This window comes from Pontibacter amylolyticus, assembly GCF_014638845.1.
In the GTDB taxonomy this organism is placed as follows: domain Bacteria; phylum Bacteroidota; class Bacteroidia; order Cytophagales; family Hymenobacteraceae; genus Pontibacter; species Pontibacter amylolyticus.
The window spans coordinates 15523-38188 of the sequence record NZ_BMFP01000002.1 but is presented as its reverse complement, the minus strand read 5'-3'; the positions used below and the strand labels follow the sequence as shown (position 1 = coordinate 38188).

Here is a 22666-nt window from a genome sequence, read left to right as displayed (position 1 = left end):
ATAAAGTGTTTGTTACTTAACAAGAAGCCTGCAGCTGCTCTTGGTACTGTGGGAGCAGGCTTTCGAATTTGGCCACAGTGTTCTCGAGGTTGTCGAGCGACATGCCGCCGGCTGCGTTTTTGTGTCCGCCACCGTTAAAGTTGGCGCGGGCAAACTCGTTTACTGAAAAATTGCCCACTGAGCGGAAAGACATTTTGACGGCCTGCACACGGTCGATGATCACGGCTGCAAAAACAATGCCCTCGATAGAGAGCGCAAAGTTCACGAGGCCTTCGGTATCGCCGGTTTTGGAATCATAAGCTTTCAGCTCCTCCGCCGTAATGGAAATATATGCTGTTCTGTACTCGGGTAGCACGACCAGTTTGTCTTTGAGGGCATAACCCAGAAAGCGCAAACGCAGTTCCGTGGAGCTGTCGTAGATGAGGCGGTGGATGTTAGAGGTATTCACCCCAATGTGCAGCAGGTCAGCGATGATCAGGTGCACGTTTTTGGAGGTACTCGGGTGGCGGAAAGAACCGGTATCGGTCATGATTCCGGCATAGAGGCACTCGCCTATACCTGTGTCGATCTTGTCGCCATCGCCCAGCGCCTTGATCAGGTCGTATACCAGCTCGGCGGTAGCGGCGGCCTGTGGGTTAGAAAAATCCAGGTCAGCGAAATCCTCTGGCTGCAGGTGGTGGTCTATCAGCACTTTGGTGCCTTTGGCGTTGCGGATATACTCACCCATTTCGTGGATGCGCGACAGGTTGGAGAAGTCGAGGCAGAAAATCACCTGCGACTCTGCGATGATGCGCTGCACCAGGGCGTCGTTTTTCTCGGAGTAAACGAGCACGTCATCATTGCCCTCCATCCAGGTAAGAAAGCTCGGGTAGTCGGAAGGGGTGATAACCGTAACCCGGTGACCGAGCTTTTTGAGGTAGCCGGCCAGACCCAGTGACGAACCCAACGCATCGGCGTCAGGTTTGTGGTGTGTGGTGATCATCACCTCTTTAGGTTCTCTCAGGAGCTCTTTGAGAGCATTAATGTCATGCATAAAGCTTGTTATAAATCCGCTGATTAATAGGGATATAAGGCGCGAATTTCTGAAGAAATAACTTCTAATGCAATAAAATAGCGTTTTAAGACGCTTCAGGGCGTTCTGCGTGCATGCATGAGGCCTCTCTGTAGGTATAGCCGGTTGCGCCCCAGCATAAATATTTGCAGAAAGTAGGGGCCAAGTGCTGCTATAATTGAGCTAAATGCGCTAATTTTGCACCTTCAAAAAGAAACATACACACATTAACAGAATAGACATGGCTGGAAACATCACATTTACCATGATTAAGCCGGATGCGGTTGCAGACAACAACATCGGTGGCATTACTAAAATGATCGAGGAAGGCGGCTTCCGCATCGTGGCGATGAAGAAGACAAGACTGACTGAGGAGCGTGCCGGTAAATTTTACGAGGTACACAAGGAGCGTCCTTTCTACGGCGACCTGGTGAAGTACATGTCATCTGGCCCGATCGTGGCCATGATCCTGGAGAAAGACAACGCAGTAGAGGATTTCCGTAAGCTGATCGGCGCTACCAACCCGGCGCAGGCTGAGGAAGGCACGATCCGTAAGGTATACGCCAAGTCTATCGAGGCCAACGCCGTGCACGGCTCTGACTCTGACGAGAACGCACAGATCGAAGGCGACTTCTTCTTCGCTGCTGACGAGCGTTTCTAAGCTATTAAAGAGTACTTATTGATTGAAGAAGGCCCACCGGACTGTCATGGTTTGGGGGGCTTTTTTCTTTAAAGACACGATTACCTCTTTCTATGAAGCAATTTTTACTTTTCCTTGTTGCCAGTTTCTTTGCCAGTCCCTCTTTTGCGCAACAGAGCGAGCATGCTAACTACAAACCCGTTGTTATCCCTTACAATGCCAAGTGGCAGGTGACCAAGCCGGAGGCAGCCGTGTACAGGCGCCTGGCCTACTTCCCGGACTCGCTCCGGAACATAAGCAATTTAAGCAGCCTGCCTTCAACTATGCGGTAACCTATTATGCCGACGGTACTGTGAAGGCCAAAGGCCATTACCAGAACGGGCAGAAGTGGGCGACGTGGACCTTTTACTACCCCAACGGACAACTTGACTGCAAAGGAAAGTACGACGGCATGAAGCTGACGGGAACCTGGGAATTCTGGTGGCCGGACGGGAGACCGCTGATGGTAAAAGAGTATGATGGCTCCACCAAGCGGTTGCTGAGCTTCTGGAACCACGAGGGTGAGCAGACGGTACAGGACGGCAACGGCACCTATACCGCCATTACGCTGGACGAGAACGGGGCACGCATGGTGAAGACGGGGGACTACCGGGATGGCTACCAGGCAGGCGAATGGACCTACGGGCCCGAGGGTGGCGAACCGATTGTGCGACAGTTCTTTAGTGATGAGGGGCTTCCAAAAGGTGGTGTTGTGTACGCCAATGGCAAAGTGAAAGAGCGATATTACTTCGGCAACAGACTGGCGGTAGAGCCGGAGCCGGAGAAAGAACATGCAAACAGTCCGGGATGGTGGTATCCGGACCCGGCCTTCTATGAAAAAGACTACCCTGTCGCGGCGGATCTGTTTAACTGCCAGGTGGAGAAGGTGGAGCTGGATAAAAAGATCAAAGCCAGCACCAGTCACTACTATAAGGTCATACAATCATTTGAAGATGGCACCGCCGATACGCTGGAGGTTGGTGTGCCCCTTGTGCTGCCGGTGTTTAAGAAGGGGCTGCAGAGCCACCTCAACACTTACCTGCAGTTGCCAGATCACCTGGCCAACCTCAACCTGCAGGGCGTGGTGGTGGCTACCTACACAGTGGACGCACAGGGCAAAGTGAAGAACCCCTCCATCATCAAGAGCCTGCACCCGGCCCTGGACGAAGCCGTGTTGCGGATGCTGAACAAAATGCCTGATTGGCAGCCCGGCACCCGAAACGGAAAACCTGTGGATGTGATGATGACGCTGCCCATCCGCATGAAACGGAGCACCTTTACAGCCGAGCGGGAAAGCAATATGCCCAATAGCGGTAACTGGCAATTTGGTGGCGGGGGCTTTTAAGACATTCCCTTCCGTATACCTCTTAAACAGCGAGAGCCGGCTATCACTAGCCGGCTCTCGCTGTTTACTTCTAAGCAAACCTACTGCTTCGGAATGACAAACTGCTGGCCTGGCTTGATCAGGTCAGGGTTGCTGCCGATGGTAGCTTTGTTGGCCTCGTAAATCTTTTTCCAGGCATTGGCGTCGCCGTAGTAGTGCTTGGCGATTTTAGAGAGCGAGTCACCGCTCTTTACAGTGTAAGTGTCCTGGCCCGTAACGGGCTGTGCCCCCGGTTGCTGCGGCGACTGCTGGTTAAAAAATGTGCTGTCGCCTGGCTGGCGGTTGGTTGGGTTTGGAGCCTTAACGGGCTCCTTTTCCCCTTTCTTGAAAAAATCACGCAATCCCATATTTCAAATTCTTATAATGTCAGTAAACAGTTTTTTTGATGCAGCTGTAAAAGTGTACTGCTTAAATAAATACGCCAAATGGTGTGCATGGTTGTATCGTATTGTATTCCTGCCAGATTATATAGCTTTCATCAACTTTAAAAAAGTTTTAACCGTACTCTATGCACGCAGCTTTAGGTAAACGGGCGCAAGAAAGTATAACCAATAAACTATGAATAAAATGAACAGGAATCTGAAACAGGTGAAAGCCTACTTTACATTCGTCATGGCTTTCGTGCTGATGGCTTTTATGACAAGCTGCGGCGGTGACAAAGACAACGCCGGCACCGCTAACATGATCTCAGGTGGCAGCAGCAAGACCTGGAAAGCCGCCAAAGAAACAACAGCCTCCGGCGACAAAGACAAACTGACCTCTGACGAAAAAGACGAGACCATGCAGTTCTACTCGGACGGTCGCTTCGCCATGGGTGGCGGTGGCTCACTCCAAACCGGCACCTGGACCTACGACCAGGCGGGCAGACGCCTGTCGCTCACGTTTGAGGGGGCGAGCGAATCGCAGAACTTTACAGTAGAAAAACTGACAGACAAAGAAATGGACCTTGTGGCAGGCGATGGCTCCAAGATGGAGATGAAAGCCGAATAAGGTATAGGTTTTAAGTATATTTTGAGTAGAAAAGCCGGTCCAAAACAGGGCCGGCTTTTTTATTGGCGTGATAGGTATAGGTATAAGACCACGGTTCAGGTATAGCCGGGCAGGTCGCGATGCACACTATACGAGGCGACGCAGCCCCAGCAAGCCAAGCATTGGGCCGACAGCCAATAGCGCCAGGGTATAGTGCAGTGGCAACTGCGAGAGCAAAAAGCCTGTGAGCTGGATGCTGACCACCGTAATGGCAAAGCCAATGGCTACCACAATAGTAAGTGCGGTGCCAACCAGTTTGGGAGGAGCGGTTTTGGCAGTCAGGGCCGAAAACTGCGGCGAATCTCCGGCCACCACAATGCCCCAGAAGAGCAGGAAAGGTATGAGCAGTTGGGGCACATCTACCTGAAACACGAGCAGCGAAAGCAGGCAGCACAAACCCGAAAGCGCTAGTTGCACAAAAGCCACCCGGGCGCTGCCCCATACCTGCGACAAATAACCGCCGCCCACGCAGCCCAGCGCCCCGGCCGCGATCACAGCAAAGCTGTAAGCCGACACCTCGCCGGGAGAAAGTTGGGGGAGTGTCAAGGTCAGGATCAATGGTGTGAAAGCCCACAAGGTATAGAGCTCCCACATGTGGCCAAAGTAGCCGAAAGCAGCTGACCTGAAATCGCGGTCCCGAAAAGCCTGCAGCATGTTGCCGATCCTGAAGCTGGCTCCTTTTTTCAGGTATGGCCCATCGGGCACGAACAGGTATAGAAGCAAGCCGCCAGTCGCCGCCAGCACACTGACCGCCACCATCACCTGCTGCCAGGGAAGCGTAGCCCCCATTGCCCGGATCAGGTGCGGAAAAGCCGTGCCCAGCACCAATGCTCCCACCAGATAACCAATGGCCTTGCCCAGTCCGGCGCTATACCAGCTGGCTGCAATTTTCATCCCTACCGGATAGATGCCTGCCAGTAGAAAACCCGTCAGTGCCCGGAGCAGCAGCACAGCATAAAGGTCTTTGGCAGCAAACACCACCAACGCATTGGCCACAGCACCCAACAGCGCACATAGCATAAACAGCAGCCTCGGCGACACCCGGTCTGCCAGCGACAGAAAAGCAAATACCAGGGTACCTGCTATAAAACCGAGCTGCACTGCCGAAGTGAGCAAAGCCAGCGCCCCATCCCGCAATTGCAACGACGCCTGCAAATCGGGCAGCACTGCATTGCCCGCAAACCAGAGCGAAGTACCCGCAAACTGCGAAAGCACAAGCATAGGCAAGATGCGGGCTGGCGGGGCTAAGGTCTGGTGAAGCAAGGAAGTTGGAGAGTTAGGGAGTTTAGGAGTTTGAGAGTTAAAGAGGTGGGAAGTTAGAAAATTAAAAAGTTAGAAAGTTGTAATGTAGCGCAATTACACCTTAACGTCATTCACGTGTAGCGGCTTTACACCGGTTCTTCCGGGCATCCATGTCAGGAAGTATTTCTGCGGGGGACATTCTTGTCCCCGTACACTTGCAAAGCAGGCAAATAGGCAATGGGCTCTTTCGGATTTATCAATCCGAAAGCAAAAGGTAGGGGATTTCCTAATCCCTGTATACCTACAAAACTGCGCACGGGAATGTGGACATCCCCAATAGTTAGGGGTAGAGGCCCTCTATAAAGCTTCGGGACATGGATATCCCGAAGAGCCTTTTACAGCACGTGGCTATACCTGTAGGGACAGGTCGCGACCTGTCCGAATCGTGCACCAGTATACCTGTCCGAGCCGTGCTGAGATCCCCTCTACGGAGGTGCGGATAATCATGCACCCAACACCCAGCAATCCAACTATCAGCAATTTAACAATTTAAAAACCTCACCCATAAATCGTCTCCGCAAATTTCTCCAGCGTTTTGCGGGTTTCGTAGGTGCCCTCGAACATGCCCATGTGGCCGGTTTGTCCCAGGAAATAAACCATGCTGTTGTCAGGCAGGTGGCATTGCTCCAAGGCTTTGTCGAGAGGTACGGCCCCGTCCTCTTTTCCGAAAATAAACAGCACCGGGAATTTAACTGCTTTCAGCACTTCCGTTCTGTCTTTTCTGTCGCGCATGGCGGCCAGGCCACCGGTTACACTTTCTTTCGGTGTGTTGGTGCCGATCTCTTTCATCAAGGCGATTTCTTTCTGCAGCCTGTCGCGGTTCCCGGTGTAGAAGAGCGGCTCTATGAAGGATTGCATGAACTTCTCCACACCATGCTTCTCCACGAATTCGATGGTCTTGTTGCGGCTGTCTTTCTTCTCGTCGGTGTCGGGTAGGGCGGAGGAGTGGAACAGGCAGAGGCCACTGAGCAGGCTGGCGTACTTTTCAGCGAAGGCCATGCCCACATAGCCGCCCATGGAGTGGCCCACCAGCATGCATTTCTTAATGCCCAGCTCTTCCAGTTTCGTTTTCACATAGTCGGCCATGCTTTCCATGCTGTAGTCGGTTATACCTTGGGTATTGTCGCCAAAGCCGGGTAGGTCGAGGGCAATGGTCCTGAACTTCTGCTGCAGCGGCTTTGCGAATTCAGTCCAGACATCCTTGCTCTCGCAGAAGCCGTGCAGAAAAACGAGTGTGTCGCCGGAGCCGTGGTCGAAATAGGTGTTAGCGTTTATCATAGTTTGTGAGGTTTATCAGGTAGGGACAGGTCGCGACCTGTCCGAATCGTGCATGAGCAGATTGCTGGTGGTATAAAAGTATAGATTGGAAGGTATACCGCCAAGTATAATTTCCTGTTTCATCGCATTGGCTAATGCCGCCGACAGGTCACGACCTATACCTACGAGCAACACATTAAAATCTACAAACAAAAACCCCGCAGCTCCTAAAGAACTGCGGGGTTTGTCTTATGTCTTTTGTCAAAAACTTATACCTTCACGGCCACACCGATCATCTCCCTGACGGTTTTTTCAATGGCAGTCGGGTCGAAGCCGGCGTCGCGGTGGAGCTCCAGCTGCGAACCGTGCTCGAAGATCTGGTCCGGCATGCCGAGGCGCTTCACCTGCGAAGTGTAGCCATGGTCTACCATGAACTCCAGCACGGCGCTTCCGAAGCCACCTTGCAGACAGCCGTCTTCCACGGTGATCACTTTGCCGTACTTCTGGAAGATGTGGTGCAGTAGCTCCTCGTCGAGCGGCTTGCAATAACGCATGTCGTAGTGACCCGGGTTAATGCCGTCGTAGCTCAGTTTCTGGCAAACCTCCACGGCGTAGTTACCGATGTGGCCGAATGTCAGGATGGCAACTTCTTCGCCTTCCTGTATCGTGCGGCCCTTGCCTACTTGCTGCTGTTCTAATGGGGTACGCCAGTTGGGCATCACACCCTCTCCGCGTGGGTAGCGGATCGTGAACGGACCGGCGCCATCCTGCGAAGCGGTGTACATCATGTTGCGCAGTTCCTGCTCGTTCATCGGGGCAGCTACCACCATGTTCGGGATGCAGCGCATGTAGGCGATGTCGTAAGCACCGTGGTGGGTCGGGCCGTCGGCACCGGCGAAACCGGCGCGGTCGAGGCAGAACACCACGTGCAGGTTCTGGAGGCACACATCGTGCACCACCTGGTCGTAGCCGCGCTGCATGAACGTACTGTAGATGTTGCAAAACGGCACCATGCCCTGCGTAGCCAGGCCAGCAGAGAAGGTCACCGCATGCTGTTCGGCTATACCTACGTCAAAGGCACGGTCGGGCATGGCCTCCATCATGATGTTGAGCGAGCAGCCCGACGGCATGGCAGGCGTTACGCCCATGATCTTGTCGTTCTTTTCGGCGAGCTCCACCATCGTATGGCCAAATACATCCTGGTACTTTGGCGGCTGTGGCGCATCGTAGTGCTTCTTGTAGATTTCGCCCGTTATCTTGTCAAACAGACCCGGCGCGTGCCATTTGGTCTGGTCTTTCTCGGCCAGGGCAAAGCCTTTGCCTTTGGTCGTAAGCACATGCAGAATTTTCGGACCCGGTATGCGCTTCAGGTCTTCCATCACCGATACCAGGTGGTTGATGTCGTGACCATCAATCGGGCCGAAGTAGCGGAAGTTCAGGCCTTCGAACAGATTGCTCTGTTTGGACAGGGTAGCCTTGATGCCACTCTCTACTTTAGAGGCAATATGCTGTGCGTTCGGGCCGAATTTGCTGATCTTGCCGAGTACGTTCCACAGTTCGTCGCGCAGCTTGTTGTAGGTGCGCGAAGTGGTGATGTCGGTCAGGTATTCTTTCAGAGCGCCCACATTCGGGTCGATGCTCATGCAATTGTCGTTGAGGACCACCAGCAGGTTGGCGTTGGTCGCGCCACCGTGATTCAGGGCCTCGAAGGCCATGCCGCCCGTCATGGCGCCATCACCGATCACGGCGATGTGGTGACGGTCTTCTTCCTTCTTATACTGAGAAGCAACCGCCATACCCAGTGCCGCCGAAATGGATGTGCTCGAGTGGCCTACGCCAAAGGTGTCGTATTCGCTTTCTTTTCTTTTCGGGAAACCGGAGATTCCGCCATACTTGCGGTTGGTGTGGAAAATGTCGCGGCGGCCAGTCAGGATCTTGTGCCCGTAGGCCTGGTGGCCCACATCCCATACCAGCTGATCGTAAGGGGTTTGAAACACATAGTGCAGCGCCGTGGTCAGTTCCACCACCCCAAGGCTGGCCCCAAAATGGCCGCCGTGGATCGATACCACATCGATAATGTATTGCCTTAGCTCCTGGCATACCTGCAGGAGTTGCTCCGGCTTGAGGGCGCGGAGGTCGGCGGGCGTGTCGATGGAGGCTAGGAGATCTCCTGGTTTGATGATCATAGAAATGTCTTTATTATAGACTTCCAACAAATTTTTCAGGCAAAAGTTTGCATTGTGCAAAACACAATCTGCCGGACAAAACGTAAAGTTAGCAAAAATCAGAACACAAGCTGCTATTTCTCCTCCCTATCCTGTCAGGGCAGCCGTCGGTGGCGTATGTTGTAAGCGTGGTAAGTGGGTGATTGTCAATAAGTGGTAGTCTAGCGGAACTTAATGGTAGAGACTCCCCTTGATAATGCTACACTTATACAGGTGTGAGCTTAATTTGTTCGGAAAACGTGGCGGCACGGCCTTTATAGCGTGGCCATTAAGCTGCTATTTCATTCGAATAAATTAGTATTTTTGTACATCAGTTGCGATCAGCGCATTAACCAAAGGCCAGAGAAGTGAGTTTCGAAATTAAATTACCGTTGTTTGAGGGGCCATTCGACCTGCTGCTCTTCTTTATCGAACGTGACGAGCTGGATATACACGACATTCCGATTTTTCAGATCACCAACGAGTTCATGGGCTACCTCCGGCAACTGGAGCAGCTCAACATCGAGGTGGCCAGCGATTTTATTTTGACTGCCGCCACGCTGATGCGCATCAAGGCCAAAATGCTGCTGCCCCGCACCGAAAAAGACGAGGAAGGCAACGAGATAGACCCGCGTCAGGAGCTGGTGCAGCACCTGCTGGAATACAAGAAGTACAAGGCCGTGCTGGGCGACCTCGGGCAGATGGAAGATAACCGTCTGGCGCAGGAAAACCGGGGCAACGTGCACGAAGAGCTGCAGCAGATCGCCAACGCCAACCACTTCGAGTACGAACTGCAGGACCTGAGCCTCTACAAACTCATGCGCGTGTTCGACAAGGTGATGCACCGTTTTGAAGAGGAGCAGAGCCGACCGAAACATACCGTGCTCACCTATCCTTATACCATAGAGGAGCAGCGGGACTACATTATCCGGGTGATGGAGGAGAAGGAGCAGATCGCCTTTTCGGAGATCATTTCGGCCTTCCCGGACAAAATTGGCATGATCTTCAACTTTCTGGCCATACTCGACATGTTGCAGCTCAACCTGATCGGCATCGAGGTAGGCGAGGGTTTCAACGACTTTATTATTACCAGAGCCGAAGGGCAGGCAGCACAGGTAACACAGCTCATTCTCGGGTAGCGATGCCAGAAAATCCTTAAAAAGCCAACCCGCTTCCCCAAGTTGCCGAATAGTTAAGTAGTTTTGCACGTCAGCTATGTAAGAGCAAGGGCCGAAGAACTGGGTTAGAATAGCCTACATGGATCAAAATAGAAAAACCATATTAAAGAGTTTCAGTCCGATCAAGATCCTGATCCCGGTTCTGCTGGGTTTGGGTGCCACGGCCTGGCTGTTTATCAAAGACGATAAGCTCGGCGATCTGAAAGGTATAGCTGAGGCCAACTGGTGGTGGATGGCCGCGGCGCTGCTTGTGCTCGTGATCCGCGATTTTGGCTACATGTACCGCATCCGCAACCTGACCGACAAGTTTTTGAGCTGGCGCAGCAGCCTCGACGTGATCATGCTCTGGGAATTCGCCTCTGCCATCACACCCTCGGTAGTGGGCGGCTCTACCATCGCCACTATTTTGCTCAACAAAGAAGGTATACCGCTGGGCAAGTCGCTGGCCTACGTCATGGTCACGGCCGTGCTCGACAATATGTTCTTTATCGTTGCGGCGCCCCTCGTGTTGCTATTCATCCAGGGCGAAGTGTTTCCCAGCTTCGGGCTTTCGGCAGCCGATATCGGTGCGCTCAAAATGGCCTTTTACATCAGCTACTCCCTGATTGCCGTCTATACCTTCATCATGATCTATGCGCTGTTTGTGCGCCCGCGTGCCTTCAAGTGGATTTTGCTGAAACTGACTGGCTGGAGACTGCTGCGCAAGTGGCGCATCAACGCGCACCAGCATGGCAACGAGATCATATGGGCGTCGCAGCAATTGCGCGGCAAAGACTTTAACTACTGGGCCCGGGCAATTATTTCGACAATTTTCGTGTGGAGCGCCCGCTACTTCCTGCTCAACTGCCTCATCGCGGCCTTCGTCGATGTCACGTTTGACGATCACCTGCTCATCATCTCGCGCAACCTTATTTTCTGGATCGTGATGCTGGTAGCCATAACACCAGGCGGGGCCGGCATCGTGGAAATGGCCTTCCCGAGTTTCTTTGGGCTGTTTTTGGGAGGCTTCAGCAACATTGTGGTAGTGCTTTACCGTCTGATTACGTACTATCCATACCTGGTGCTGGGCTCTATCTTCCTGCCCAGGTGGGTGGCAAAAGTGTTTGGCAGGTCTTCGGTAGAAGATGAAGTAAAGGTATAAAACCGCAACAGGTATGAAAGCCATTATAGTAGGAGGAGGTATCGGCGGTCTGTGCGCGGCGCTCGCGCTGCAGCAGGCAGGTATAGAGGCCACCGTTTACGAGGCAGCTTCCAGGTTCAGGGGGCTGGGAGCAGGCGTGGGGCTGGCTGCCAATGCCATGCAGGGCCTGCAACGGCTGGGCGTAATGGACGACGTGGTGGCCAGAGGGAAGCAGCTCGACGCGCTGGTGATCTTCGACGAGCATGGCCGCGAAATCAGCAACATGGACACCCGCCGCCTGAGCAACAAGTATGGCATCAACAACTTTGTGATTCACCGGGCCGACCTGCACGAGGTGCTGCTCAGCCACCTCAAGCCCGACACCGTGGAACTGGGCAAGCGCTGTGAGGAAGTAAGTCAGCACGGCAACCAGGTACAGGTCCTGTTCGCCGACGGCAGCCACGCCACCGCCGATCTGCTCATCGCCGCTGATGGCATCAGTTCGGTGGTGCGCCAGCAACTGGTGCCCGACAGTGTGCCGCGCTACGCCGGCTATACCTGCTGGCGGGCTGTGATCGAGAATCCGGGTGTAGACATCAACAAAATGATATCGGCAGAAACCTGGGCGCCGGAGGGCAGGGTAGGTATAGCGCCGCTGCTCGATGACAAAATCTACTGGTATGCCTGTATCAACGCCCCGCAGCGCGACGAGAAAATGCGGCGCATGACGCCCGAGAAACTGGCCCGGCACTTCGAAAAAGTGCATTCGCCTGTAGAAGCTGTGCTGGCCTCCACCTCGCAGGACCAACTCATCTGGAACGACATTGCCGACCTGAAACCGCTGAAGCATTTTGTGTACGGCCGCGTTGTGCTGCTCGGTGACGCAGCACATGCTACTACGCCCAACATGGGGCAGGGCGCCTGCCAGGCCATAGAAGATGCCGTAGTACTGGCGCAGTGCCTGAAGCAGGAGCCTGTGCTGGCAAACGCCCTGAAGCGTTACGAAAAGCGCCGCAAGGCCCGCACCGCCAAAGTAATCCAACTGTCCAGAACATTAGGGGAAGTCGCCCATTGGCGGAATCCACTGCTGAGTAGGCTCCGGAACACGCTTTTCCGTGCCATGCCCCCGTTCATTACGCAGCGGCAAATGGAGGACTTGTATCGGGTAGATTTTTAAGCATAGCTTCGTTGTGCCTAACTACTTAGGAACGAAGTAGTTTCCAGTAAATCATTTCATCATCCCTGACAATTTCCTGCATGCCTAATTTTTCCAGTAGCCGGATCGAGGCGGGATTTTCCAGCAGGCAATTCGCTGTAACAGCTTTCACTTCCGGGTGCCAAAATGCCCAGTTCACCAATGCCCTGGCTGTTTCCAGCCCATATCCTTTCTGTTGCTCCTGCTCGATGATGGAATAACCGATGTCTACAGCCCCTTCCTTATTAGGCCCTCCTTTGAAACCGGCATCGCCAATGACAGTGGCATTGTGTTTCAGCACGATCATCCACGATTCAAATCCGGTCGGTTCCGGTAGTTTCTCGAGTCTTTTAATGATGCGCGGCAGGCTGTCCATACTTTCCTGGTCTGGCCAGTAGCGGGTGGGTTGCAGGCCAATCTCGGCAAGTATACCTGTGTTGAAGGCGTAAAGCGCCTGTGCCACCGGAAGAGTGAAGGGGATTAGGACGAGCCTTTGGGTATGAATGGGCTGGATGGGCATTTTAAAGAAATTTTGTCACCGGGAAATCAATACAAAAAGTATAGGCTCTGCTAAGGTAGCAACAAGATTGATATACTGAACTTGCCATGTAAGACGATTATAGCAAATTGGCGCGCTTAATTTGCCATAAAGGAGCTTGCCCTGCTGTCCATAAGAAATAAGAATGGGGACCTCATCAGTCCCCATCCTTCAATCTATTAAGTCTTATTGGAGTATTGCAGCTATACCTACACTAACCCCTGCTTTACTAAATACTCTGCTATCTGCACGGCATTGGTCGCGGCGCCTTTGCGCAGGTTATCGGCTACAATCCACATGTTCAGGGTGCGTGGCTGCGTTTCGTCCAGGCGCACGCGGCCTACGAGAACTTCGTCTTTGCCGTGGGCGTCTTTCGGCATCGGGTACTGTAGGTTCTTCACGTCGTCTACCACCTTCACGCCTTCAGTCTCATTCAGGATGCGGTATACTTCGTCCAGCGTAAAGTCCTTCTCAAACTCCACGTTCACCGACTCGGAGTGGCCGCCCATCACTGGTATACGCACTGCTGTAGCTGTTACGCGGATGGAATCATCGCCCATGATCTTCTTTGTCTCGAGAATCATTTTCATCTCCTCCTTGGTATAGCCGTTGTCCTGGAACACGTCGATGTGCGGCAGCACGTTCAAATCAATCGGGTAAGGATAGGCTTTCTCTCCTTCTTTGCCGGCGCGCTCGTTCATGAGCTGCTCCACCGCCTTCACACCTGTGCCCGTCACCGACTGGTAGGTGCTCACCACAATGCGCCTGGCCTTCAGCTCTTCGTGCAGCTTGTTCAGGGCCACCACCATCTGGATGGTCGAGCAGTTCGGGTTCGCGATGATCTTATCTTTTTTGGTCAGCTCTTTGGCGTTGATCTCCGGTACTACCAGCTTTTTAGTCGGGTCCATGCGCCAGGCCGAGGAGTTATCTACCACCACGGTGCCTACCTCAGCAAACTTGGGGGCCCACTCGGTAGAGGTGCTGCCGCCGGCAGAGAAAATGGCAATGTGCGGGACAGCCGCAATCGCGTCCTGCATCCCGATCACCTTTATCTGTTTACCCTTAAACGCCATCTGTTTACCAACAGACCTCTCAGAAGCAACCAACAATAATTCCGTTACCGGGAAGTCGCGCTCCGCCAGTACTTTCAAAATCTCGCCGCCCACCAATCCGGTGGCGCCTACTACTGCTACTTTCATTGTTTAGGGTATATTATGTAATTGAGTGAATGAGTGATGGAGTAAATTAGTGAATATTGAATTGTTGATTGCTTCTTGTCAGAATCAGGATTTCCTGGAATTTCATGATTCTGACAAATTATAACTGTGCACGATTCGGGCAGGTCGCGACCTGCCCCTACGCAACCCTTATCTTCTCAACTTCCTCTAACTAACTCTCTTAGCTCGCGTAAAAGTTCTAAATTTTACAAAAGTGGCCGGTTTACTGTCCTCACAGCGTCCTGGGATGCTTGTGAGGTCCTTGTTTTCGGTGGGTTCGTGACCCGCCCTTTCCCTTTTGCGGCTGCGAAGTTCGTAAGTTTTCACCGAAACATCTGCGCATGAAACAAACTTTACGCCAAGCATTTGTTATATCAGAGCTCATACCTGCTCTCGTGTGTGGAGGGTTAACCAAAGACCGGGTAATCAGTAATCGCACCATTTGTCGCACTGGTTGCCAAGGTGCTTTCAGGGTATCAAAGTGTGTTCAAGCATTATGGAAGTTTATCCATTGTTTCTATCGCTATGCCATTGAAGCGGTTTCTGTTCGCAGAATACTAATAGCTGGGCTTTTGCTCTTCCTCCCATACCTGGCGACCGCCCAACTCCAGGACGACTTCTCTGACGGAAACTTCACCCAAAACCCCGCCTGGTCAGGTGATGTGAAAGGTTTCTTTGTCAACCCGCAGAACCAGATGCAGAGCAACGGGCCGGCAGTGACGGGCACCGTGCTATACCTGGCCACACCCTCGCAGGCAGCGGTGGGTGCGGTATGGGAGTTCTGGGCCAACCTGCGCCTGGCTACCTCATCGAGCAATTATGCCGATATTTTTCTCATCGCGGACAAAGCGGATTTGAAAGCCGCTGACGTGAACGGCTATTTTGTACGGATCGGCAACACGGCCGACGAGGTGAGTCTCTATAGAAAAGATGCCGGAAAGACCCCTGTGCTGATCATCAAGGGGCAAGACAAAACGGTGGCGAGCTCCAACAACGTGGTGCGGGTGCGGGTGACGCGGGGCCTTGATTATACCTGGCGGCTCGAGATCGATGTGACCGGAACGGGACAAACCTATGTAAGTCAGGGTACGGTAACAGATGCCGCCCACCAGCACTCCGCCTATTTTGGTGTGCTGGTCAGGTATAGCTCGGCCAATAGCCAGCGCTTTTATTTTGATGACTTCTGGATAAAGGACACTAACCCACCGGTGCTAAAGAGCGCCCAGCCGCTGAGCCCCTATACCCTGGAGCTGCGCTTTAATGAGCCGCTGGACCGCGAACAAGCCCAGAAAACGGACAGCTATACCTTAAATGGCCACATGAAACCGACCTCTGCCGAGCTCACTGGGAGTGGCACGGTACTGCTTACATTTGCCCAATCGCTGCGAAACGGCGCCAATGCGATAGCAGCCACAGGTATAGCCGACCTGTATGGCAATGTCCTGCCGAACCCGGTCGAACAGATTTTCCAGTATGCGCTGCCGCCTGTGCTGCCCGGGTATAACGAGCTGCTCATCACCGAGATCATGGCCCGCGAAACACCGGCCCTCGGTCTGCCGGCCGTGGAATACATTGAACTGCACAACCCGACCGAAAAGGTGCTGGCCCTGCAAGGTATACGCTATTCCGATGCTACTTCTACCACGACGCTACCCAACACGCTGCTACAGCCCGGCGAGTATGCCGTGGTAGTGCCCAACACACAGGCAGCCAACTTTACGGAGCATGGCCGCGTGATCGGCATCAGCAATTTTCCGAGCCTCAACAACACAGGCGAGCTCCTACAGCTGCGCCAGCCCAATGGCCGATTGATTTACGCCGTGAACTACACCGACTCCTGGTACCGCGACAGCAACAAGCGCAACGGCGGCTGGAGTCTTGAGATGATCGACGTACGCAACCCCTGCGCCGGCGCCGAAAACTGGATCGCCTCCAACGACCCGCGTGGCGGAACGCCTGCCCAGCCTAACTCCGTAGCAGCCTCTATACCTGATAATACCCCGCCTGCCTTGCTCAGCGTGACCGCTCTGGCGCCTGACCGACTGTCACTGCGTTTCAACGAGCGGCTGGACAGTGCGCAGGTTGCTAATGTGAACCGCTATACCCTGAATCCGGCAGGTATAGGTATAGCTGCGGTGCAGGCTGTCTCGCCACTGTTTGATGAGGTGGTCTTGCAACTGGCCAGTCCGCTGCAGGAGCGGCAACGCTATACCTTGACTGCCACCGGCATCCGCGACTGCGCCGGCAACCTGGCTTCGCAACCGCTCACAGCTACCTTTGCCTTGCCCTCTCCTCCGGAGTCCGGCGATGTAGTGATTAACGAAGTGCTCTTCAACCCCAGGCCGGGCGGCGTGGACTTTGTGGAGCTCGTGAACCGCAGCGATAAGTATATCAACCTGCAGAACTGGCAATTAGCTAACACCAGCAACGACAGCATCGCCAACCGGAGGGTGATCACGACCGCCCATTATGTACTCGAGCCAGGCCAGTATATGGTGCTCACGACTAACCCCGAGAACATAAAGAGCAACTACCCGGCAGCGCGGGATGAAACCTTCCTGCGAATGGCTTCGCTGCCCTCTTACCCGGATGCAGCTGGCTCAGTGGTGCTGTTGCAGGCTGACAGCCGGGTGGCTGATCGCTTCGACTATACCGAGCGCATGCATTTCAGCCTGATTGACGACCGCAACGGCATCTCGCTGGAGCGCATCCGGCTGGGCGGACCGACTACGCCTGATAATTTCCATTCGGCGGCTACCACGGTCTTTGCTACACCCGGCTACCTCAATTCGCAGTCACAGCCAGGTATAACGGCCCAGCGCACGTTCACCATCGAGCCCCGGGTTTTCTCTCCGGATGGCGACGGCTACGAAGATTTTACCACCATCAACTTCACCGCTGATCAGAGCGGTCTTATCGCCAACATCACCGTGTTTGACGCACAGGGACGCGAAGTCCGCAAACTGGTGCGCAACGAACTACTGGCCACCAACGGTTTTTTTCGCTGGGACGGCACCCGGCAGGACGGCTCAAAAGCAGCTATCGGTTACTACTTGTTCTATATCGAGCTCTTCGACCTGGATGGGCAAAAGAGCGTGCACAAAGAGCGGGTTGTAGTGGGCGGCAGACTGTAGGAGTTGAAGAAGTGTGAGTTTGGGAGTTTAGAAGTTTGAGATTTTGGGGTGTAACGACGTAATACCGTAACGTCGTTTACGTGCAACGTCTTTACACTGGCCCTTCTGGACATCCCTGTCTGGAAGTAGTTCTGCGGGGGACATACTTGTCCCCGTATACCTATAAATGAAACCCTCACTGTCGGGGATTTATCAATCCCGAAGAGCCTTTTAGAAAACGTGATCACTTGTAGGGACAGGTCGCGACCTGTCCGAATCGTGCACGAAAAATTTCGTCTGGGCAGGAAGGAGTGCTGCCAACGTCAGGAATAGTGAATCTAAACCATCATCTCGAAAGAATCGAGATATCTGGATTATTTCAGAACCTTGACTACATTCCAGATTTCTCCCCAAGGTCGAAATGACAAAACAATCCTTAAGTTGGTGGCATTGGAGCAGGAGTAGCTAGACTCGGTAAGTTAAAACGGTGACTACAATGCCTATCCCTTTATTAGTAGAAACGTTAGGAAATTCCCCTCTGCTGGTAGGGGTTCTCGATAAAACGAGGGGATAGGGTGATCATGCAACAACCATTTAACCAGCAACAATTTAGCCTTAATAGGTATAACCCTTAACTACCCCCTCTTAAAGTCATATAAAAACTTCATAAACTAACTTCTTTGGAAAGTGGCTAAACATGTTAGCAACCGTGTGGATAACTCACACTTATCCACAAGTGCTTGCTATTTTTTTTAGAATATGCGTTTACTTCTGCTGCATACTGCCAGCTGACCAATAAAGCTGGGCTTTGGTTTTAGCGTATTTGCTGCGTAGGTCGTAGAGCTTGATCTGCGACTCCAGCAACTTCTGCTCGCGGGCATTGATCAGGAAAATCGAACTTTCGCCACTTTGAAATTTAATAACTTCCCCCTCCTGCAGGATGCGGGCATTTGCCACCATCTGCTCCTGAAGCGCCAACTGTTCTTCCAGCGCCAGCCATTCGTTGTATACCATCTGCACCGAATTCTCGATGGCACGCGAGGTAAAGGACTGTTGAAAACCCACTTCCTGCTGTTTTATTTTGGTAAGTTGTAGCTTACCCCGTTCCTGTCGCAAAAACAGGGGTTGGCTGAAGCTGATGCCCACCTTATAGTTGTTGCGCATGTAAGGAGCCTGAAAAGCCTCTCCGTCCAGGAAAAAATCGCTTTGCAGCAGGTTGTACTCTACGTTAAGCTTTGGCTTGAGCTTGTCGGCGGCAAAGCGACGCTCTACTTCCAGCTGCTGTCCTTTCAGGTCGAGTTTAACAATGTCGGGGTGGTTAACTTTGGCCAGGGCCACCAGTTCCTGCAGGTCTTCGGGGCTGAGCGGATCCAGTTCGGTGCCGGCTGCCGAGGGGATGACATTAGCGGCAAGCTCCAGCGGCTGATTGCCTTCGTCCCACAAGTGCATCTCCACCCGTAGCTTACTGTTATTATACTGCTGCAGGGCGGCGCTTAGCAAGACGCGGCGGTTGAGTGCCTCGGTTCTTGCCTCTACGGTGTCGATGGCAGCCAGGTCGCCCTGGCGGGCACGCTCACTCACAGCCCGGGTGCGGACTTCGGCAAGCTCCAGAGCCTCGCGATATACCTGTACTTCATTATAATAGTAGAGCCAGTCCCAGTAATCCTTAGCCACGTCAAGCAGCAGTTTGTTCACCAGCTTAAGCCGTTCGGCTTCGGCCATTTGGGGTAACAACTGCGCCTGCCGCACCATGGCACGGCGCTCGTCCATGAACAAGCCCTGCCCCAGCGGCACGGCTATACCTGCGTAGCTCAATCCATTGGAGGGCGTGTACTTTTCAGGGTTGAGGTAAGGGCCACTGTTGCGCTCGTAGCCTGCCAGCAGTTCGGGGCCAAACCACAGCGGCACACGCAGGCTGTTGTTCCAGTAGGTATAGTATTCCTTGTCCGAAAACTGCTTTTCGCCATACTTGCTGTCGATAACCGGGTCGAAGCCGCCGCGGGCCATACGTAACTCCTGGTCGGCCTGACGGGCAAGGAGCGCCGCCTGCGCCGCCAGCGGGTGGTGCGCCAGCACCTGCTCGTACAGCGCATGCATGGTCAGCACTTTCACCGAGTCCGCCGTTTGGGCCATACCTAATCTGGCTATACCTGTCAGGCAAAGCAGCAGTAGCGAAAAGATTAAAAAACGATATCGCTTCATGTGCTTATTTCTCTTCTTTGGTCTGGGTCTTGGCCCCATCCACAGGCAGGGTGCCCGTATAGTCTGGCGGGAAGCCGTTGAGCTGGCGCCACAACTCGTACCAGATCGGCACATTGTGCAGCATGGCCCAGCCCTGTACGCCGGAACCTATCCGGATGGCCTCCGGCCACTTTTCCTGCTCCGGGTCCTGTACCACCAGCATGCGGTACAAGCCGTTGGTGGCGGTATTGTCGATCACGGCCACTTTGCCGCCAAACGTACCAAAGCCCACGTTTGGCCAACCCGAGAACACAAGCGCCGGCCAGCCATCGAACTGCAGGCGCACCGGAGCGCCGCGGTAGAGGAGTGGCAGGTCCATGGGCTGCACGTACAGCTCCACGGCCAGCTGCGGGTTGTCGGGCATGATGGTGGCAATGGCCTCGCCTTCCTTGATGTTCTCGCCTATACCTGCCCGGAGCGTCCGCACGAGGTAGCCCGTTTGGGGTGCCACCACCTGGTAAAAGCCGCTGCGCACCAGTGTGCTGCTGTATTCGCTCCGTAGCTTCGATACGTCCCCGATCGTGCTGTAGAGGTAGGCCTGGTTGGAGTTAAGCTCCGATTCTGCTTTGGCCAGTTTGTCGGCGTACTCGGCCTGCAGCGAATTGAGCTCGGTATAGGCATTGCGAAGTTCGGCCCGGGCGCTGCCCAGCTTGTTTTCGTTGGCAATCAGCTTGGCCTCGGCTTCCTGCAGTTTCAGGCGGCGGGCTTCCAGCTCGGTCAGCGACTTCAACCCCTGCTCGTACAGCGTTTCCTGCCGGGCATACTGGTTGCGGGCTATTTCCACTTCTACACGCTGCGCTACCAGGTCGGCACTGTCGCTTTGCACCTTCAGACGGGTTTGGGCTATTTTGTTGCGCCCCTTTTCCAGGCTAAACTGCAAGCCCTCCCGCAAGGCCTTTACTTGATCCTGCAGTGCCTCGGTTTTGGCTTTGGTGGCAGTGGCGGCTCCTTCCTTGGCCTGCACCTGTTCATCCAGACGATCCAGCAGCTGTGGGTCGAAGAATTTCTCCTTCACCTCCGACAGACTCACGATGGTATCACCTTTCTGCACCAGCTGGCCCTCCTGCACATGCCAGCGCTCAATGCGGCCGGCGATGGTGCTCTGCACGGTTTGCGGGCGATCCTCCGGATTGAGGGCGGTCAGTGCGCCGCGGGACGAGATGTTCTGCGTCCAGGGCAGAAACAGGATCAGGATAAGGAAAAGCATGATGCCCGTAATCCAGTAGGCCAGCGTACGCCCGAGCCTGGGTGTGCGCACCATTTCCATCGCCTCCATCGTCCTGCCATCCTGCAACGGGGTATAAGGATCTTTTTCTTTCATAGTCATACTGTCAGGTTGGCCAGTTGCTGATAGGGCATGCTGTGGCGGATTTCCTCAAAACTGCCGTTTGCCACGAGTTGCCCCTCCTTTAAAAGCAGGGTGCGGTCGCAGATGGCCATCACTTCCGGGTCGTTGGAGATGATAAGGAGCGTCCAGCTGAACTCATGCGATGAGAGCATCTGGATCAGGCGTAGTTTCTCGTGCTTCTCCATACCTCCCCAGAAGTCGTCAAGTAAGAGCATTTTAGGGTGCCGGACCAGGCAGCGGGCCATGATGATCTTGCGCGACACACTGGCCGGAAGTCGGATGCTGCCGCCGGTCAGCTCGGTCTGCAAACCGCCTGGCAGTTCGTGTATAAAGTCGGTGAGGCCCACGTTGTCAGTCGCCCAGATCACATCCTCGATCGGCACGTCAGGTATGCCCAGCGTGATGTTCTCCAGGATGGTGCCGTCAAAAACCTGTTCTTTGGAGGTGTTGTCACCAATCAGGCGGCGCAGGCTGTTCTTGTCCAGGTCGCGCATCGAGAGGTTGTTGTAGGCGATGCTGCCTTCGTAGTTTTCATACAAGCCAAGCAGCAGCTGGCTAAGCGTCGACTTGCCCGACCGGTTGAAGCCCGCAATGCATACCCGCTCGGAGGCCAGCACATCAAACGACACGCCGTCAATGGCAAACTCCTCCACGTCCGGATACCGGTAGCGCAGATTATTTACCTGGATCGACAGCCCCTGCCCGCTTTTAGGGACAGGAACGCCGCGCTCCTCTTCCAGAGGCATGTCGGTTACCTGCCCGAGCTTGTCGAGGCTGGTGAGCAGGTCGTAAATGGTGTCGAGCTTGATGATGATCTTCTCCACGGCCGTCATGATGAGGATGATCACGATCTCGGAGGCCACAAACTGGCCGATGTTGATCTCGCGCTGGATCACGAGCACAGCACCCAGCACCAGCAAACCGCCCGTAATCACGGTCTTGAAACCCACAAAGCTAAAGTACTGCGTCATCAGTACCCGGAAGTGCTGCTTGCGTGCCTTCAGGTAACTGGTGACAAAGCCATTGGTCTTTTCGGACGGTAACCCGGACTGACCACCCAGCTTAAAAGTGTTCATGGAACGAGCCATCTCCTGAAGCCAGGCCACCAACTTGTACTTGTACTTCGACTCGGTGATGCTGGTGTCGATGCCGCGCGGACTTGTCAGGTATAGGATGCCAATGAGCACGATCATCAAGATCATGCCGAATACAATAAAGTAGGGGTGGTAGAACGATAGCAGGATCAGGCCGAAGATGATCTGGATGGCAGAGGTCGTAAAGTCAGTGAGCAGCTTGGCCATTGACTTCTGCAGCGACACCGTGTCGAAGAAGCGGTTCATCAGTTCGGGCGGGTAATAGCGGTGCAGCGCTTCGGACTGCAGGCGCGGCACCCGGTAGGCAAAGTCGAAGGCCGTTCGTGCGAAAATGCGCTGCTGGATGTACTCCACCAGCCACAGCTGCATGATCTGCATGCCGCCCACAATCAGCAGGCCCAGCACGATGAGGGTAATCAACACCACCACCGACACCGTGATCTGCCCGCTGGAAACAAACGCAATGATGCTCTGGATGCCCAGCGGCAGCGAAAGGCTGATCAGGCCGGCCACGACCGCATAAATGTACAGGTATACGATCTCACGCTTTTCTGCAGCAAGGAGCTGCCAAAAGCGCTGCATCGGAGTGAATTGTGGTTTGTGTTTGTATGCTTTGTTCATGTATGCTTTATCTTATCTGGTCAACTGCCTCGTAAATAAGATGTTTCAAAAATCTGCTGTTTCAAGTGTTCTCCCCAGTGCGCGCCCATTTCGGT

At 53.9% G+C, this 22666-nt stretch carries 19 protein-coding genes; 8 read left to right on the top strand and 11 right to left on the bottom strand.

Annotated features, from left to right (window positions below; translation table 11 throughout):
- Nucleotides 1-16: 16 nt before the first annotated feature.
- Nucleotides 17-1033, bottom strand: a complete 1017-nt coding sequence (locus IEV97_RS05030) for a DHH family phosphoesterase (RefSeq protein ID WP_188500439.1) — start codon at nt 1031-1033, stop codon at nt 17-19.
- A 259-nt stretch (nt 1034-1292) separates the two neighbouring features.
- Here IEV97_RS05030 and IEV97_RS05025 point away from each other — a divergent pair, with 259 nt between their 5' ends.
- The 3 genes from IEV97_RS05025 (at nt 1293) to IEV97_RS05015 (ending at nt 3075) form a co-directional block, all read left to right on the top strand.
- Nucleotides 1293-1712: a nucleoside-diphosphate kinase gene (locus IEV97_RS05025; RefSeq protein ID WP_116541640.1), complete on the top strand. Its 420-nt coding sequence runs from the start codon at nt 1293-1295 to the stop codon at nt 1710-1712.
- A 92-nt stretch (nt 1713-1804) separates the two neighbouring features.
- Nucleotides 1805-2023, top strand: coding sequence for a hypothetical protein (locus tag IEV97_RS05020; protein WP_188500438.1), 219 nt, complete (start codon nt 1805-1807; stop codon nt 2021-2023).
- A gap of 20 nt (nt 2024-2043) precedes the next feature.
- Nucleotides 2044-3075: an energy transducer TonB gene (locus tag IEV97_RS05015; protein WP_188500437.1), complete on the top strand. Its 1032-nt coding sequence runs from the start codon at nt 2044-2046 to the stop codon at nt 3073-3075.
- Nucleotides 3076-3155: 80 nt separating this feature from the next.
- Here the strand turns inward: IEV97_RS05015 and IEV97_RS05010 are convergent, their stop codons facing one another.
- Nucleotides 3156-3461, bottom strand: coding sequence for a LysM peptidoglycan-binding domain-containing protein (locus IEV97_RS05010; protein WP_188500436.1), 306 nt, complete (start codon nt 3459-3461; stop codon nt 3156-3158).
- Nucleotides 3462-3672: 211 nt separating this feature from the next.
- Between IEV97_RS05010 and IEV97_RS05005 the strand changes: the two genes are divergently transcribed.
- Nucleotides 3673-4104 carry a lipocalin family protein gene (locus IEV97_RS05005; protein ID WP_188500435.1) on the top strand — a complete coding sequence of 144 codons (432 nt, stop codon included), beginning with the start codon at nt 3673-3675 and terminating at the stop codon, nt 4102-4104.
- Between the two features lie 126 nt (nt 4105-4230).
- Here the strand turns inward: IEV97_RS05005 and IEV97_RS05000 are convergent, their stop codons facing one another.
- The 4 genes from IEV97_RS05000 to dxs form a co-directional block, all read right to left on the bottom strand.
- Entirely contained in the window at nt 4231-5364 is a 1134-nt protein-coding gene (locus IEV97_RS05000) for an MFS transporter (protein WP_188500434.1), read from the bottom strand.
- 579 nt (nt 5365-5943) lie between these two features.
- Nucleotides 5944-6723, bottom strand: coding sequence for an alpha/beta fold hydrolase (locus IEV97_RS04995; protein ID WP_188500433.1), 780 nt, complete (start codon nt 6721-6723; stop codon nt 5944-5946).
- A gap of 15 nt (nt 6724-6738) precedes the next feature.
- Nucleotides 6739-6915, bottom strand: coding sequence for a hypothetical protein (locus IEV97_RS04990; RefSeq protein ID WP_188500432.1), 177 nt, complete (start codon nt 6913-6915; stop codon nt 6739-6741).
- Nucleotides 6916-6971: 56 nt separating this feature from the next.
- Entirely contained in the window at nt 6972-8888 is a 1917-nt protein-coding gene (gene dxs / locus IEV97_RS04985; protein WP_188500431.1) for a 1-deoxy-D-xylulose-5-phosphate synthase, read from the bottom strand.
- A 386-nt stretch (nt 8889-9274) separates the two neighbouring features.
- Between dxs and IEV97_RS04980 the strand changes: the two genes are divergently transcribed.
- From IEV97_RS04980 to IEV97_RS04970, 3 genes are all read left to right on the top strand, one after another.
- Nucleotides 9275-10045, top strand: coding sequence for a segregation and condensation protein A (locus tag IEV97_RS04980; RefSeq protein WP_229733806.1), 771 nt, complete (start codon nt 9275-9277; stop codon nt 10043-10045).
- A gap of 118 nt (nt 10046-10163) precedes the next feature.
- Entirely contained in the window at nt 10164-11225 is a 1062-nt protein-coding gene (locus tag IEV97_RS04975; RefSeq protein ID WP_188500430.1) for a lysylphosphatidylglycerol synthase transmembrane domain-containing protein, read from the top strand.
- Between the two features lie 13 nt (nt 11226-11238).
- Nucleotides 11239-12381, top strand: a complete 1143-nt coding sequence (locus IEV97_RS04970; RefSeq protein WP_188500429.1) for an FAD-dependent monooxygenase — start codon at nt 11239-11241, stop codon at nt 12379-12381.
- A gap of 25 nt (nt 12382-12406) precedes the next feature.
- Here IEV97_RS04970 and IEV97_RS04965 read toward each other — a convergent pair whose 3' ends face one another.
- Both IEV97_RS04965 and IEV97_RS04960 read right to left on the bottom strand, forming a co-directional pair.
- Entirely contained in the window at nt 12407-12919 is a 513-nt protein-coding gene (locus IEV97_RS04965; RefSeq protein WP_188500428.1) for a GNAT family N-acetyltransferase, read from the bottom strand.
- A 227-nt stretch (nt 12920-13146) separates the two neighbouring features.
- Nucleotides 13147-14136 carry an aspartate-semialdehyde dehydrogenase gene (locus IEV97_RS04960; protein WP_188500427.1) on the bottom strand — a complete coding sequence of 330 codons (990 nt, stop codon included), beginning with the start codon at nt 14134-14136 and terminating at the stop codon, nt 13147-13149.
- 590 nt (nt 14137-14726) lie between these two features.
- Between IEV97_RS04960 and IEV97_RS04955 the strand changes: the two genes are divergently transcribed.
- The gene (locus tag IEV97_RS04955) at nt 14727-17288 is read left to right on the top strand and encodes a lamin tail domain-containing protein (protein ID WP_229733805.1); all 2562 of its coding nucleotides are present in this window, start codon (nt 14727-14729) and stop codon (nt 17286-17288) included.
- Nucleotides 17289-18032: 744 nt separating this feature from the next.
- On the opposite strand, the gene IEV97_RS04950 is transcribed toward IEV97_RS04955, so the two are convergent.
- From IEV97_RS04950 to IEV97_RS04940, 3 genes are read right to left on the bottom strand one after another with little or no spacing between them, the layout of a single operon-like run.
- Nucleotides 18033-19469 carry a TolC family protein gene (locus IEV97_RS04950; RefSeq protein WP_188500425.1) on the bottom strand — a complete coding sequence of 479 codons (1437 nt, stop codon included), beginning with the start codon at nt 19467-19469 and terminating at the stop codon, nt 18033-18035.
- Between the two features lie 4 nt (nt 19470-19473).
- Nucleotides 19474-20829 (bottom strand): HlyD family secretion protein, encoded by a 1356-nt coding sequence (locus tag IEV97_RS04945; RefSeq protein ID WP_188500424.1) that lies wholly within the window; start codon nt 20827-20829, stop codon nt 19474-19476.
- A gap of 2 nt (nt 20830-20831) precedes the next feature.
- Nucleotides 20832-22571 carry a peptidase domain-containing ABC transporter gene (locus IEV97_RS04940; RefSeq protein WP_229733804.1) on the bottom strand — a complete coding sequence of 580 codons (1740 nt, stop codon included), beginning with the start codon at nt 22569-22571 and terminating at the stop codon, nt 20832-20834.
- Between the last annotated feature and the right edge of the window lie 95 nt (nt 22572-22666).

Coding starts and splice junctions, on each gene's coding strand:
- IEV97_RS05030 (WP_188500439.1), bottom strand. CDS start 1,033: ATGCATGACATTAATGCTCTCAAAGAGCTCCTGAGAGAACCTAAAGAG.
- IEV97_RS05025 (WP_116541640.1), top strand. CDS start 1,293: ATGGCTGGAAACATCACATTTACCATGATTAAGCCGGATGCGGTTGCA.
- IEV97_RS05020 (WP_188500438.1), top strand. CDS start 1,805: ATGAAGCAATTTTTACTTTTCCTTGTTGCCAGTTTCTTTGCCAGTCCC.
- IEV97_RS05010 (WP_188500436.1), bottom strand. CDS start 3,461: ATGGGATTGCGTGATTTTTTCAAGAAAGGGGAAAAGGAGCCCGTTAAG.
- IEV97_RS05005 (WP_188500435.1), top strand. CDS start 3,673: ATGAATAAAATGAACAGGAATCTGAAACAGGTGAAAGCCTACTTTACA.
- IEV97_RS05000 (WP_188500434.1), bottom strand. CDS start 5,364: ATGCTTGTGCTTTCGCAGTTTGCGGGTACTTCGCTCTGGTTTGCGGGC.
- IEV97_RS04995 (WP_188500433.1), bottom strand. CDS start 6,723: ATGATAAACGCTAACACCTATTTCGACCACGGCTCCGGCGACACACTC.
- dxs (WP_188500431.1), bottom strand. CDS start 8,888: ATGATCATCAAACCAGGAGATCTCCTAGCCTCCATCGACACGCCCGCC.
- IEV97_RS04975 (WP_188500430.1), top strand. CDS start 10,164: ATGGATCAAAATAGAAAAACCATATTAAAGAGTTTCAGTCCGATCAAG.
- IEV97_RS04970 (WP_188500429.1), top strand. CDS start 11,239: ATGAAAGCCATTATAGTAGGAGGAGGTATCGGCGGTCTGTGCGCGGCG.
- IEV97_RS04965 (WP_188500428.1), bottom strand. CDS start 12,919: ATGCCCATCCAGCCCATTCATACCCAAAGGCTCGTCCTAATCCCCTTC.
- IEV97_RS04960 (WP_188500427.1), bottom strand. CDS start 14,136: ATGAAAGTAGCAGTAGTAGGCGCCACCGGATTGGTGGGCGGCGAGATT.
- IEV97_RS04950 (WP_188500425.1), bottom strand. CDS start 19,469: ATGAAGCGATATCGTTTTTTAATCTTTTCGCTACTGCTGCTTTGCCTG.
- IEV97_RS04945 (WP_188500424.1), bottom strand. CDS start 20,829: ATGAAAGAAAAAGATCCTTATACCCCGTTGCAGGATGGCAGGACGATG.
- IEV97_RS04940 (WP_229733804.1), bottom strand. CDS start 22,571: ATGAACAAAGCATACAAACACAAACCACAATTCACTCCGATGCAGCGC.